The organism is Acidovorax sp. LjRoot38 (assembly GCF_964252975.1).
GTDB classification, from domain to species: domain Bacteria; phylum Pseudomonadota; class Gammaproteobacteria; order Burkholderiales; family Burkholderiaceae_C; genus Acidovorax; species Acidovorax facilis.
Genome location: NZ_CAXUPT020000007.1, coordinates 192026 through 205841, shown reverse-complemented (window position 1 = coordinate 205841; position 13816 = coordinate 192026). Strand labels below are relative to the sequence as shown.

13 protein-coding genes are annotated in these 13816 nt (G+C 65.5%); 8 read left to right on the top strand and 5 right to left on the bottom strand.

The annotated features are described in order from the left end of the window. Positions 1–80: 80 nt before the first annotated feature. Both ACSQ22_RS15110 and ACSQ22_RS15105 read right to left on the bottom strand, forming a co-directional pair. Positions 81–1409: a sulfatase family protein gene (locus ACSQ22_RS15110; RefSeq protein ID WP_436130783.1), complete on the bottom strand. Its 1329-nt coding sequence runs from the start codon at positions 1407–1409 to the stop codon at positions 81–83. Then, positions 1406–2365, bottom strand: coding sequence for a Bug family tripartite tricarboxylate transporter substrate binding protein (locus ACSQ22_RS15105; RefSeq protein WP_436130782.1), 960 nt, complete (start codon positions 2363–2365; stop codon positions 1406–1408). The genes ACSQ22_RS15110 and ACSQ22_RS15105 overlap by 4 nt, the downstream gene beginning before the upstream one ends. Positions 2366–2482: 117 nt before the next feature. Here ACSQ22_RS15105 and ACSQ22_RS15100 point away from each other — a divergent pair, with 117 nt between their 5' ends. After that, positions 2483–3052: a MarR family winged helix-turn-helix transcriptional regulator gene (locus ACSQ22_RS15100; protein WP_218301538.1), complete on the top strand. Its 570-nt coding sequence runs from the start codon at positions 2483–2485 to the stop codon at positions 3050–3052. A gap of 49 nt (positions 3053–3101) precedes the next feature. On the opposite strand, the gene ACSQ22_RS15095 is transcribed toward ACSQ22_RS15100, so the two are convergent. After that, complete coding sequence (locus ACSQ22_RS15095; protein WP_436130781.1) at positions 3102–3689, bottom strand: hypothetical protein; 588 nt, start codon at positions 3687–3689, stop codon at positions 3102–3104. Positions 3690–3915: 226 nt separating this feature from the next. Here ACSQ22_RS15095 and ACSQ22_RS15090 point away from each other — a divergent pair, with 226 nt between their 5' ends. The 3 genes from ACSQ22_RS15090 to ACSQ22_RS15080 all read left to right on the top strand — a co-directional run bounded on the left by ACSQ22_RS15090 (position 3916) and on the right by ACSQ22_RS15080 (position 7705). Continuing rightward, positions 3916–5499: an MFS transporter gene (locus ACSQ22_RS15090; RefSeq protein ID WP_121421341.1), complete on the top strand. Its 1584-nt coding sequence runs from the start codon at positions 3916–3918 to the stop codon at positions 5497–5499. Positions 5500–5655: 156 nt separating this feature from the next. Further along, entirely contained in the window at positions 5656–6768 is a 1113-nt protein-coding gene (gene hemE, locus ACSQ22_RS15085) for a uroporphyrinogen decarboxylase (RefSeq protein WP_218301536.1), read from the top strand. A gap of 58 nt (positions 6769–6826) precedes the next feature. After that, a complete protein-coding gene (locus tag ACSQ22_RS15080) occupies positions 6827–7705 on the top strand; it encodes a helix-turn-helix transcriptional regulator (RefSeq protein WP_255577899.1) in 879 nt (292 codons plus the stop codon). A 26-nt stretch (positions 7706–7731) separates the two neighbouring features. Here ACSQ22_RS15080 and ACSQ22_RS15075 read toward each other — a convergent pair whose 3' ends face one another. Further along, on the bottom strand, positions 7732–8193 hold the full coding sequence (locus ACSQ22_RS15075; RefSeq protein WP_369801366.1) for a NuoB/complex I 20 kDa subunit family protein: 462 nt from the start codon (positions 8191–8193) through the stop codon (positions 7732–7734). Between the two features lie 846 nt (positions 8194–9039). On the opposite strand from ACSQ22_RS15075, the gene priA reads away from it, so the two are divergent. After that, complete coding sequence (gene priA, locus ACSQ22_RS15070) at positions 9040–11178, top strand: replication restart helicase PriA (protein ID WP_436130780.1); 2139 nt, start codon at positions 9040–9042, stop codon at positions 11176–11178. A gap of 6 nt (positions 11179–11184) precedes the next feature. Here priA and ACSQ22_RS15065 read toward each other — a convergent pair whose 3' ends face one another. Next, entirely contained in the window at positions 11185–11748 is a 564-nt protein-coding gene (locus tag ACSQ22_RS15065) for a midcut-by-XrtH protein (RefSeq protein WP_218301533.1), read from the bottom strand. A 123-nt stretch (positions 11749–11871) separates the two neighbouring features. Between ACSQ22_RS15065 and ACSQ22_RS15060 the strand changes: the two genes are divergently transcribed. The 3 genes from ACSQ22_RS15060 to ACSQ22_RS15050 all read left to right on the top strand — a co-directional run bounded on the left by ACSQ22_RS15060 (position 11872) and on the right by ACSQ22_RS15050 (position 13519). Continuing rightward, positions 11872–12147: a cupin domain-containing protein gene (locus ACSQ22_RS15060; protein WP_218301532.1), complete on the top strand. Its 276-nt coding sequence runs from the start codon at positions 11872–11874 to the stop codon at positions 12145–12147. A gap of 136 nt (positions 12148–12283) precedes the next feature. Beyond that, complete coding sequence (locus ACSQ22_RS15055) at positions 12284–12712, top strand: hypothetical protein (protein ID WP_255582593.1); 429 nt, start codon at positions 12284–12286, stop codon at positions 12710–12712. Next, on the top strand, positions 12713–13519 hold the full coding sequence (locus ACSQ22_RS15050; protein ID WP_218301531.1) for a hypothetical protein: 807 nt from the start codon (positions 12713–12715) through the stop codon (positions 13517–13519). Positions 13520–13816: the final 297 nt, after the last annotated feature.

Below are 13816 nucleotides of genomic sequence, written 5' to 3'. Positions count from 1 at the left end.
CCCAATCTACCGGCAAGCGGGCCGGGCAGGCAACAGGGCAAGCCCGCCCAACCACTCCCCTGACGGCCTGCCCGCCAGGCTCAGCGCTGCGGCATGTCCTTCACCGAGTACCCCAGGCTCACCGTGGCATCGTCAGGAATGGCGGGCATGGACGCATTCCATGCCTCCCACGCGGCGCGCATGGCCTGCAGGCGCTCGGGCTCCACGGGCGCACAGTTGGCGCGCTCGCGTTCATCGTCGGCCAGGTTGAATAAGTAATCATTGCCGTCCACCCGCAGGTACTTCCACACGCCCTGGCGCATGGCGCGCTGGCCCCGGTGGTTCATGCGCCAGAACAGCGGGGGCGCGTCCAGCGCCGCCGCATTGCGCAGCAGCGGCATAAGCGAGCGGCCGTCCAGCGGGTAGTCCGCATGCGCAGCGGCGCCTGCGGCGTCGAGCATGGTGGCCGACCAGTCCATGGTCATGCAGGTCTGCGCGCTCACGCCGCCGGGGGCGATCACGGCAGGCCAGTGGGCAATCCATGGCACGCGGATGCCGCCTTCGGTCAGGTCCATCTTGCCGCCCACCAGCGGCCAGTTGTCCGAGAAGCGCTCGCCGCCGTTGTCGCTGGTGAACACCACCAGCGTGTCGCGCGCCAGGCCCTTTGCCTCCAGCAGCGCCATGATGCGGCCGATGCCCTCGTCCATGTGGTGGATCATGCGGCGGTAGGTCTCGATGTTGCCGCCGTGCAGATGGAACAGGTTGCCCTTGACCTCCTGCGCCAGCGCCTCGTCATCGCGCGTCTCCCACGGCCAGTGGGGCGCGGTGTAGTGCAGGCTCAAGAAGAAAGGCGTGCCCGCCTGCGCGCCCGGCGCCATGCGCTGCACGTAGTCGAGCGCGTGGTCGGTGATGAGGTCGGTGAGGTAGCCGTCCTGCTGCTTTTCTTCTTCGCCCAGGTACAGGTCGTGCGTGCCGTTGGAGCTGCAATGCGTGAAGTAGTCCACCCCACCCGACATGGGCCCGAAGAACTCCTCGTAGCCCGAGCGCAGCGGCCCGAACGCGGGCGGGTAGCCCAGGTGCCACTTGCCCATCAGCGCCGTGCGGTAGCCCGATGCGCGCAGCAGCGAGGGCAGTGTGGGGTGCTCGGACGGCAGGCCCAGCGTGGTGCTGCCCCGGCTCTTGCTGTTGATGGGTTCCTCGGCCGCGCCGCGCAGGCGGTACTGGTAGCGCGCGGTCATCAGCGCAAACCGCGTGGGCGAGCAGACGGGGGAATTGGAATAGCCCTGCGTGAGCTTGAGGCCATTGGCCGCGAGCTGGTCGAGCACCGGCGACACGGGGCCAAACGCCGCGTCGCGCCCGCCGTAGCAGCCCAGATCGGCATAGCCGAGGTCGTCGGCGACGATGAAGATGATGTTCGGGCGGGTGGTCATGGTTTGAAGCCCGAGCGCTGCACCACCGGCGCCCATTGCGCACGGTAGGCCTTAAGCATGGCCTCGGTCTGCGCCATGGTCGCCACCACGGGCTCCATCTTGGCGGCCTCGAACTTGCGCTGGGTGTCGGGGTCCTTCATCACCTCGTGGATCAGCGCGGCCAAGCGTTCGGCTTGCGCTTTGGGCATGCCCATGGGCGCGAAGAAGGTGTTCCATCCGGTCGCAGCCAGGTCCAAACCGCTTTCCTTGAAGGTGGGGATCTTTCCATCCAGCGCGCTGCGCTTGGCACCCGACACCGCCAGGATGCGGATCTTGCCCGCCTCGTGCTGCGGCAGCAGGGTGTCAAACGTGTCGAACGCCACGGGCACCTGGCCGCCCAGCAGGTCGTTGAGCAGCGGCGCGGAGCCCCGGTAGCCCACCACCTCGGCGCGCACCTTGGCCGCGTCGCCCACCATCAGGCCAAAAAAGTGCGGCAGGCTGCCCGTGGCGGGCACGCCGAAGTTGGCCTTGTCGGGGTTGGCGCGCAGCCAGGCCATGAGGTGAGGCAGTTCTTTCACCGGCACGGCGCTGCCCACGGCCACGCCGAACTCGTAGCTGTTGACATGGCTCACGGGGCGGAAGTCGCGCTCGGGGTCGTAGCCTGCGTCGGGGAACACCAGGGGCGCCACCAGCATGACGGCGGGGTTGGCCAGCAGCAGCGTCGGCTGGTGGGCGGGCGCGGCTTTGACGGCCTGCGCCGACAACCGGCCGCCCGCGCCGGTCTTGTTCTCCACGATCACGGGCGTGCCCAGTTTGCTGCCCAGCTTGTCCGCCACGATGCGGGCCACGCGGTCGGTGGAGCCGCCGGGGGCGTAGCCCACCACGATGCGCAACGGGGCTTCCTGCGCTTGCGTGATGGAGGCGGCCAGGGCCAGGGCCAGCGCTATGGCCGGTACCGATGAAAGGGGTTTGCGCATCGTCGAAAAGTCTCCAGGGACAATTGCAGGGCCCTGCACCATCGCGCAGGTTGATGGGCGCACTGTATTGGCCACACAATCGATTGATCTAATCAACTATTGCACGGAAATACCCTGATGTCCGCGCCCACCCCGGCACCCCCAGGCCCCGCCGAGCCGGGCCACCGCCTGACCCATCCGGAAGCGGCCAACGACCTGTTGATGTACCGCCTGAACCGACTGCTGGCCGTCGCGGGCAGCCTGGTGGTGCGGCTGTGCGAAGGGGGCTACGGCATCACGCGGCGCGAGTGGGGGCTGCTGATGATGCTGGCGCAGCACCCGGGCATGCCCCCGGCCGAGCTGGCCCAGCGGCTGGGGCTGGACCGGTCGCGCACGTCACGCGCCATCACGTCGCTACTGGCCAAAAAACTGCTCACCCGCGATGCGATGCCGGGCGACCGGCGCCAGGCGGTGCTATCGCTCACCCCGGCGGGGCAGGCGCTGCACGATCAGCTGTTCCCCCAGGTGAAGGCGCTTAACCAGGAACTGCTGGCGGGCCTGAACACGGGCACGGTTCAGGCCCTGGACCACGCGCTGGCCGATATGCAAAAACGGGCGGAAGCCCTGGTGGCAAGCCGCACCGATGTGCCGCGCACTTACCGGTTGCGAGGGGGCCGTAACACCTCGCGAACAGACCAAGACTGGTGACGGCAGCGCCACCAACGGTCCTTTCCAAACCCCCTGGAATCGCAGTTTCCTATTTTTCAGTATTTGCCTGAATTTCCATGAGCTGGTTCAAATCAGCTCGCAGCATTCCATTTGGATCCACAGCGGCATCGTTTGCTGAAGATCGGATTCCTGCCGCCGTAATGGCCGCCGTGACGTCGGTAAAAGAAATTTGAACCTGATAAAGATTTCCATCATTTGCATACTCCTTGGTGAAAGCACAAACAGCCTCCCCGGGGTCTGCAAAATAAATGACTGCCGCGTCAGTAGCCCGATTAGGAATCCGCATAAAGCTGGAATACAAGGATGCCGGCACAGGGGTTCGTGCTGAACCGTTGACGTAGTACTCCTCCTCCCAGTCGTCGTTTTGCATCACATAGTTGTATTTCAGCGAGCTGACTCTGAGCATCGGGTCACGCCCATTACCCGTCGATTCGGCAAAGATATACAGCACTTTGGTCCCACGGTACGACGGCCCATCGTATCCAGCTATAGTGCAAGCGATGGCTTCCAGATTGGTTGCAGAATGAACTCCGGTCGCGCTGATATTTTTAAGATCTGCGTGTGCAAATCCAGTCACGCAAATAAACCCCAAAGAAATAATGCTATTTTTCAACATACCCTCTCCTCCGTCGGTGAATTGACCTAGGCTTGCCACTACTTTATACAAATAGCTACAACACGCACAAATACTAACAAACGTCCACCTCAGCGTCATCCCCCGTTTTGGGGATTGACTGCACAGGGCCGCACCCAACGGCGGTACGCGTTGGCAAAGGTCGCAGCGGTGAGCGTGGCTGCTCCAGTGCATTCCTTCTGGTCCGCCTTTTTTTTGCCCACCCGCCATGTCATCACCCCCGACCTCTTTGTGGAGCCCCCTGCGCCAACCCGCTTTCCGAGGCCTGTGGATCTGCGGTGGCATCTTTTTTGTGGGCAGCGGCATGCAGACCATGGCCGCTGCGTGGCTCATGGTGGAACTCACGGGCTCGTCGTTCCTGGCGGCGCTGGTGCAGACCGCCGTGTTTTTGCCCATGTTTTTGCTGGCCCTGCCTGCCGGTGTACTGGCCGACACCACAGACCGGCGCAGGCTGATATCGGGCGCGCTGATGGCACAGGTGGGCGCCTGTGCACTGCTCACGCTGCTGGTGCTGGGTGGCTGGGGCGGTCCGGCGTCGGTGCTGTTTCTGGTGTTTGTGTGTGGCTGCTGCACGGCGGTGCTGACGCCTGCGTGGAACTCCTCGGTCATCGACCCGGTGCCGCGCGATGAGTGGCCCCAGGCCATCACCGCCGTGAGCATCGCCTACAACGCCGCGCGCGCCGTGGGGCCCACGCTGGCCGGGCTGGTGTTTGCGCAGCTGGGTGCGGGCTGGGTGTTTGCCGTCACGGTGACCACAACGCTGGTGATGTGGGAGTCCATCCGCCGCTGGCCGCCCAAGGCACACCCACCGTCCAAGCTGCCCGCCGAGCGCCTGTGGGGCGGCACGCTCAGTGGCCTGCGTTTTGCTTGGCACTCGCGCATCATCCTGGCGCAGCTGGTGCGCGTGATGGCGTTCAGCGCGGCAGGCTCGGCCCTGTGGGCGCTGCTGCCGGTGATCGCGCAGCGCCAGCTGGGCACCGGTGCGCAGGGCTTCGGGCTGCTGATGGGTTGTCTGGGTACGGGTGCCGTGGCCGTGGGCCTGGTGCTGGGGCGGCTGCGCGCGCGCTTTGGCATGGAGGTCATCGTAGGCGTGGGCGGCGTGGTGTTCGCTGCCGCCATGCTGGTGGCAGCGCTGACCAAGGTGGCGTGGGTGGTTTACATCGCCATGCTGTTTGCGGGCGCGGCGTGGATGTCGGCGATGTCCACCTTCAACACCGCCACGCAGGCCAGTGCCCCGCAGTGGGTGCGATCCCGCGCCGTGGCCATGCACATGGTGGCCGCGCTGGGCGCGTTTGCCATGGGCTCGGCATTCTGGGGCGCCGCATCCGACATCGTGGGCCTGGCTCCCACGCTGTATGTGGCCGCTGCGCTCATGGGTGTGGGGCTGCTGCTGGCACGCCCTATGCCGCTGCGCATGGGCGGACTGCACGAAGTGACTCAGGCCACACCGTGGGATGAACTCTTCATCGAGGCTGAGCCTCTGCCCGAGGCCGGCCCCGTGGCCGTGGAGGTGGGCTACCGCATCGCCCCCGGCACCGACGCCGCCTTCCTGGACACCATCAGCCGCATGAAGGCCCCGCGCAGGCGCGACGGCGCCACATTCTGGCGGGTGTACAAGGACCTGGGTGAACCCTCGCGGTACGTGGAACGCTTCATCGTTGAATCCTGGGCGGACTACCTGCACCAGCGCGCCCGCGCCACCATGGCCGACCAGGCCCTCGAGACGGAAGTGCGGGCGTTTCTGGCGCCGGGCGAAGTCGTGCGGATGTCGCACTACATCGCGGAGAGGTGAGTCTCCGCGCGCTGAAACTGGCGCGGCCGAGGCCAGTGCACCCGTGGAACTGGCTTTGCCAGGCCACCGGGTGCGTCCCCCTCCCGCGCAGCGAGAGAGGGGGAAGACGCGAAGCGTCTCAGGGGGAGCACTCCCGCCTGCTGCGACAATCGCAGGATGACCTTCGCCCCCCTTGCCAACGACACCTTCCTGCGTGCCTGCCGCCGCCAGGCCACCGACTACACGCCCCTGTGGCTCATGCGCCAGGCGGGGCGCTATCTGCCGGAGTACAAGGCCACGCGCGCCCAGGCCGGCAGCTTCATGGGCCTGGCCACCAATGTGGACTACGCCACTGAAGTGACCCTGCAGCCGCTGGAGCGCTTTCCGCTCGATGCGGCCATCCTGTTCAGCGACATCCTCACCGTGCCTGACGCCATGGGTCTTGGCCTGTCGTTTGCCGAGGGCGAAGGCCCGCGCTTTGCCAAAGTGGTGCGCGACGAAGCAGCCGTGGCCGAGCTGGCGGTGCCCGACATGGACAAGCTGCGCTACGTGTTCGACGCGGTCACCAGCATCCGCAAGGCCCTGAACGGCCGCGTGCCATTGATCGGTTTTTCGGGCAGCCCCTGGACACTGGCCTGTTACATGGTCGAAGGCAAGGGCAGCGATGACTACCGCCTCGTCAAGAGCCTGATGTACAGCCGCTCCGACCTGATGCACCGCATCCTGGCCATCAACGCCGACAGCGTGGCCGCGTACCTGAACGCCCAGATCGACGCCGGAGCCCAGGCCGTGATGATTTTTGACAGCTGGGGCGGCGTGCTGGCCGACGGCGCGTTCCAGGAGTTCAGCCTGGCCTACACCACGCGCGTGCTGGCGCAATTGAAGCGCACCGGCGTGGACGGCACCGACGTGCCGCGCATCGTCTTCACCAAGGGCGGCGGCATCTGGCTGGAAGACATGAAGGACATCGACTGCGAGGTGCTGGGCCTGGACTGGACGGCCAACCTGGGCAAGGCCCGCGCCATCGTGGGCGGCCAGCCAGGAGGCCCGGGCAAGGCGCTGCAGGGCAACATCGACCCCAACGTGCTGTTTGCGCCGCCCGCGCAGATCGTGCAACAGGTGCACAAAGTGCTCGACAGCTTCGGCAAACCCCACACCGACCGCAGCACCACCGGCCCCACCCACATCTTCAACCTGGGCCACGGCATCAGCCAGTTCACACCGCCCGAGCATGTGGCGGCGCTGGTAGAGGCGGTGCACAGCCACTCGCGCGCGCAGCGCCAGGGCTGATCCCCCGGGCGAGGGCTCCAGACCGCGCGGCGCACCCGGCAGGGACCAGGTGATGGCAATGGAACAGCCCGTACCGCAGCCAGCGGAGTCCCCCACCGGCCCGCAGGCGCTGCCCGCCTCGGCCCTGCAAGCCCCACCCGGCGCGCTCGCGGACTGCGTGCGCGCCTTTTTCTGGCGCGACCTGGGCCGCCAGCCGCCCCACACCCTGGCGGACACGCGCGTGCCGCCCAGCCCCTACCCGGGCATCATCTGGCTCACGCGGGGCACGGCCCAGCTCGTGGAATGTACGGGTACGGCCACGGCAGCGGCCATGCCGGCCATCACGCTGTCGGGCGCCCACCGCCATCCTTACCACTCGGTCTCTTCCCGCGATGGCGATTCGTTCTGCCTGGCGTTCCAGCCCGGCGCGCTGGGGCTGCTGACCGGGCAGGACCTGGCGCCGCTGACCGACCGCATCACGGACGCGGTGACCTGGTTGCCCGAGGAGTGGCACCCATTCCTGGCAGCCGTCCACGCGGCGCCCGACCATGGTGCGCGCAAGGCGCTGTGTGTGGCCTTCCTAACCCCGCGCTGGGGCGCCGTGGCAGACCGGCACGCCGCCTGGCTGCAGGTGTTGCAACGCGACTGGCAGCGCGGCGCACGCCAGGTCCTGGCCACCACGCTCGGCTGGACGCCCCGGCACCTGCAGCGCCGCACACGGCAACTGGTGGGCCTGCGGCCTGGCGAGATCGAGCGCATGCTGCGGGCCGAACATGCCCTGCTGGCCATGCGCGACGGCGATGCGGGTGCGCTGGATGCAGCGCTGCTCCACGGCTACGCCGACCAGGCACACTTCAGCCGCGAGGCGCGCAGCCTTTTCGAACGCCCTCCTGCCGCACTCAAGGCCCACACCCAGCAGCCGGGTGACGATGCCGACTGGCTGCTGCGGCGCAGTTGAAGGGGCCGCCGCGCTTTGCGACCGCTTTACCGCTGGATCACACGGGGGCGCTTGATCTTGGCCTGCAACTGCAGGATGCCGTAGAGCAGCGCCTCGGCCGTGGGCGGGCAACCGGGCACATAGACATCCACCGGCACGATGCGGTCGCAGCCGCGCACCACCGAATAGCTGTAGTGGTAGTACCCGCCGCCGTTGGCGCAAGACCCCATCGAGACCACATAGCGCGGCTCGGGCATCTGGTCATAGACCTTGCGGATGGCGGGCGCCATCTTGTTCGTCAGCGTGCCGGCCACGATCATCAGGTCGCTATGGCGTGGGCTGGAGCGCGGAATGATGCCGAACTGGTCCAGGTCGTAGCGCGCCATGGCGGCGTGCATCATCTCGACGGCACAGCAGGCCAGGCCAAAGGTCATGAACCACAGGCTGTTGGCGCGTGCGGCCTGCACCACATCGTCCAGCCGGGCAAGCACAAAACCATCGCGCTCCATGGAGGGAGCTATTGCAAGGGAAGGAGAAGAGTTGTTAGCCATGGCCGAATCGTCGCCACGCGGGCCCACGCCGTCTTGAAGCAAAGCGACATCGGCCTACATCACCGGAGACCTGCGACGACACCAGCCCCACCGCACAGCGCCCCAGCAGGCCCTGCGACAATCCTTAGAACCTGTTCAAGATCTTCAGGTGCCGGCGAGCCCGCTTCCAAGGCGAACTTATGCACAAAATTGGAGCATCCACCGGCCCCGAGCCACTGGAGGTGGCAACTTGTAAAAAAACTTTGCGCAACCGCTAAGTCATTGATTTATATGGATTTAAATCCCCTGCTTTTTTGACAGGCAATCCAGCCAAAGCACGGATTTTCAAGGGCTTGCGGGGCAAACCCAAGGGATATCAACAAAGTTATCCACAGAAGTTTTGGATTTCTTACAAATACCCTGTGAAATCAAGCACTTGCAGGCCATATCGAAGAAATGCGTGAACATGACATCACACCGCTAGCACAAAAAGGGGGCCATCTGTCCTCTTGACGAAGCTCTCGTGTCCGACTTATGCACACCAACCGTGATGCGGCGCAACATACGTCCGTCACAACGGCCTAGCACAAAAATTCGTGGGAAATTTCTTCAGATGCTTGATTCATAACGATTTTTTTGCTGTGCCGCATTTCCGGGCAATCTGTTCGCAGCCAGCATTCATGCGGGCTGGCAGGGTGTCCGGACAGGATGTCAACAAAGTTATCCACAGAAAGTCGGGATTACTTGGGCCCCCTCATCAAATCAAGCACTTAGCCCCCAAACCTCCACGCGACCTCCACAAGCTGCTGTAACCCGCCCTCTGCCGTGCCTACCCCCTCCACCATCGTCCAGGTTGCCCTGCACACCCCGTCACACAGCGGCGTGGGCGATCTGCTGAGCTACGCCAGTGAACACCCGCTCGCGCCCGGCACGCTGGTGCGCGTGCCGCTGGGCACCCGCGAGGTGCTGGGCGTGGTGTGGGATATCGACGAGGCCACCGGCGAGTTGCCTGACGGCGCCACGCTGCGGCCGATTGCCGGTGTGCTCGACGGTGTGGCGCCGCTGGACCTGCCTTGGCGCCGCCTGGTGGCATTCGCCGCGCGCTACTACCAGCGCGCCCTGGGCGAAGTCGCTACGGCCGCCTTGCCGCCCCAGCTGCGCGACCTGCGCCCCGAACAACTCGCCCGCCGCCTGCGCCGCCCGGCCAAGGCAGGGGGCGACGCTTCAAATGCTATTGAAAACATAGCACTTACCCCAGAACAGGAGAGCGCTAAGGCCCGAATTTCTGCTGAAAAAGGCCCTTTCCTGCTGTTTGGCAGCACGGGCAGCGGCAAGACCGAGGTGTATTTGCGCTGTGTGCAGGAGATGCTGGAGGCCGACCCCACCGCGCAAGCCCTGGTGATGGTGCCCGAGATCAACCTGACTCCCCAGCTCGAAGAGCGCTTTGTGGGCCGCTTTGCCCCGCGCTTCGGCCCCGGTGCCGTGGTGTCGCTGCACAGCGGCATGACGAACCCCCAGCGCCTCAAAAGCTGGCTGGCCGCTCACAGCGGCAGCGCGCGCATTGTGCTGGGCACGCGCATGGCTGTGTTTGCCAGCCTGCCGGGGCTGAAACTCATCGTGGTCGATGAAGAGCACGACCCCAGCTACAAGCAACAAGAGGGCGCACGCTACTCGGCCCGCGATCTTGCCATCTGGCGTGGGCGCGAGCAGGGCGCCAAGGTCATTCTGGGCTCGGCCACACCATCGCTGGAGAGCTGGTACGCCAGCCGCCCCCCCACGGCCGACGACCCCGAAGGCGGCCGCTATGTGCGGCTGCACATGCCCAGCCGCATCGGTGCCGGCGCCCTGGCGCGTGTGCGCCGGGTGGACATGAACCAGCAACCCCGCCGCACCGTGTTCAGTGCCCCCCTGCTGCAGGCCATCACTGAGCGCGTGGCGCGCGGCGAACAAAGCATGGTGCTGCTGAACCGCCGGGGCTACGCCCCCGTGCTGCACTGCGTGGACTGCGGCTGGAAAAGCGACTGCCCGCACTGCAGCGCGCACCAGGTCTTCCACAAGACCGACCGCACCCTGCGCTGCCACCACTGCGGCTACACCGTGCGCGTGCCCTACCACTGCCCCACCTGTGGCAGCCCCGACATCCACCCCATGGGCCGGGGCACCGAGCAGCTCGAAGAACAACTGGGCGCCCTGCTGTCCGAAGTGCTGCGGCCCGACCGCACACCTGCGCGCATTGCCCGCATCGACGCCGACACCACCAAGGCCAAGGGTGCGCTGGAGGCGCAGCTGGCGCAGGTGCATTCTGGTGAGGTGGATGTGCTGGTGGGCACGCAGATGATCGCCAAGGGGCACGACTTCCGGCGCATCACGCTGGTGGCTGCGGTGCAGCCCGATGGCGCGCTGTTCAGCAGCGACTTCCGCGCGGCCGAGCGGCTGTTTGCGCTGCTCATGCAGGCCGCAGGCCGGGCTGGGCGCGATGCGGCCTACATGGCGGCGCAAGCGGTGCATGGCACGCAGCCCGAGATGTGGGTGCAGAGTTTTCACCCCAAACACGCCGTGTTCGAGGCGCTGCGCACGCACGACTACGAGGCTTTTGCCGCCCAGCAGCTCAAGGAGCGCGAGGAGGCCGCCATGCCGCCGTTCTCGTACCAGGCGCTGGTGCGGGCCGATGCCCGCACGCAGGAGGTGGCGCAGGGTTTTCTGTCAGCAGCTACCGCCGCCGCCCACGGCGCGCAGCTGCCAGGACTGCCCGATGGCACGGTCATCCTGTTCCCGCCCGTGCCGCTGACCATCCAGCGTGTGGCCAATGTGGAACGCGCCCAGATGCTCATGGAAAGCAGCAGCCGCGCCACCCTGCAGCGCTTTCTGGCCGCGTGGCAGCCAGTGCTGCAAACCACCCGCAGTCAGCCCGAGCACAAGGGGCTGATACGGTGGCTGGTGGATGTGGACCCGCTCGCGATATGACGCCGGTCAACCGGGCAGATTGTCGTTGTAGACCTTGATGTAACAGACTTCGTTGGGCTGCAGCACCAAGCCCACAGTACATTCTGGCGTGAAGCCCGTGGGAGGAAGCACAACCAGTCCGGATATGACGCTGACGCCGGTCACCCGCTGCGCGCGGTCCGTCAGGTTCTGGGCGGTATAGATATGAAAGAAATCCCCGAAGAAGAGTTCGGTGCTGTGGGGAATGTTGGCCACGCCGCCTGTGGCCTGGTCAAAGGCGATCTCGACCGGTGGGGGAGTTGCGATGGCGGGGTGATTCCAGAGGCTCGCTGAGAGCACTCCGCAAACCAGCAGACCCGTTGTCCAGGCCTTCAGCGCACGGCCGCCCTGGGCACGCATCGCGTGATAGGCCGCCAGGGCCACCAAAACCGCCATTCCGATCAGCCCCCATTCAGACACCGTGGGCACGTTCGAGGCCGCCAGGGGCGCGTAGGACACGCTACCCATGGATTGCGCGGCTGCGCCCTGCGCCACGAGCAATCCCACCATCGCGACGACACTAGCCCGCGCACCCAACATCACTTGCTTCATTCTGGAATTCCTTTTTTGCGTAAAACAGAAAGTGTTACAAGGGATTACTGAATCGGCAAGCAAGTTATTGCCATGCGCAGACCATCAGCGCTTGCGCAATACTTTCGGCCTCTGGAAACGATCATGACCCCCGACCACTTCACCCACGTTCTTGCCCAGGAAGGCTTTGCCGAGCCAGTACGCGTTGAGCGTGAACCTCATGGCCTTTGGGACAACCATACCCACCCGTTCGAAGCCAAGGCACTGGTGCTGGCGGGCGACATCCGCATCGTCACCGCAACCTCTGAGCGGGTGTATCGGCAAGGTGAGGTGTTTCACCTGCAGGCGAACGAGCCGCATTCGGAGTTTTATGGGCCGATGGGTGTGAGCTACCTGGTGGGGCGCAAGCCGGTGCCCTGAGTGCTGCGGGTGCGCCAATGGAGTGCCGCACACCGTCCGGTGCGCACTGCGGTATCGCACTGCGCTACTGCGGGTAGCCACACGCGGGCCGAGCGCTGAAATCCTGCGCCATCGACGGCACTGCCGGACACATTCCATGGCACGGCCACAGTTCATGCTCCACACACTCGCCATCCCAACCCTGATGCGTTCCTACTACAACCTGCTGCCCCCGCTGTGGCAGACCATCGCCGTCACCGTGGCCACCCTCGCGACCAACTGGATCTGGGGTTCGTGGTTCATCAAAACCAAGGGCACGGGCCTCGCCGCGCTGATGATTTACAGCATCTTCGGGTGGCCGCTGATGTTGGCCGTCACTTACCTCATCCTGGGTTATGCCCTCAAGTTCTGCGGCGGCCTGACCTTGCTGCGCATGGCCATCGTGCTGGGCGTGGTCGGGTTGGGCTTCGCTGTATATGGGGTGCCGGGCCCGTGGAACCTGCTTCTCTGCGCCGCCGTCGCCATCCCCGTTGCGTTTCAGGCCTGGCGCACGGCACAGGACGATGCCGACCTGGAGAAGCTGTAAATGGCCGTCAAAGAGAAGCCGCCCAGCGGGCTGCTCGACAGTTTTTCGGCACCGCTTTGGGTGCGGCTGGGCCTGACAGCCCCTCGGCCCGTGTGGATCGTCAAGAGCCAGCACCGGGGCTATGACTGGATGGCCATCGAGCTCGATCACGGCGGTACGGGCTTCCAGCAAACGCGTGCCACCACCACTGTCTTTGTCGTGTGGCTACCGCACAAGTCCCAGGACTGGTACCTGCCAGGCCACCGCATCACGCCCGAGCAGCAGGTGTGCGTGGACGACACGTGCGTTTACGCTGCGGCACTGGGCCAGCAACCCCGCGTGCGCACCTGGACCCACTGGCTGGACCTGGCCGTGGACGCGGCCGAGGAGGTGATCAGCACCGAAGGCATGCGCCGCGATGAAAGCCCGCAGCAGAAAGCGGAGCGGGCAGACGAAGCCAGCTGGAACCCTACCGACGTCAACCTGGTTTTGCTCTGCCTGGTGTCGATGGCAGTATTCAGCTTTCTGAACGTCATGATGCTGGTCGAGGCGTACGGCGAATGGCAACGGCACGGTGCCATCCTCGTGTGCCATCCGAAGACCTCCATCGGGACCTATCTGCAAGGCTGGAAGGCCGTGGCCTATGCCGTTTCGTTATCGGCACCCCTGCTGATAGCACTCAAGGCGCTGCACACCATGGTCACGCGCGTTCACAGGCCAAATTTTTTCTTTCGACTCTGTTTCGAAGGGCTGATCTGGGTGGGCGCCATGTATGGGCTTCACCACGCCCGGCAGGCTCTGATTGAATCGGTGCAGCGGGCTTGCTAGTCCGCCTTCAGCGCTTTTTTGACTGATCGGGTCCCAGGGCTGTCACACGCCATGGTGAACGGTGCGGACCAATGCACACGCACCCATGCGCCGCCCCCACACCATGGAGCGTTCCACCGCCCTGCATCATCCCTCCAGCGCGCGGCGCCCCGGTGCCTGATAAAACTTGCATGCCGCGGACTGAGCCCAGATACTGCGGCATCGCACGGCGTCACCTCGGGCCAACTGTGCTGCACGGGCTCGATAGCCCTGGGGTCAGTGCGTGCCCGATGCCCCGTGCTCCCGCTTTGTCCCTCC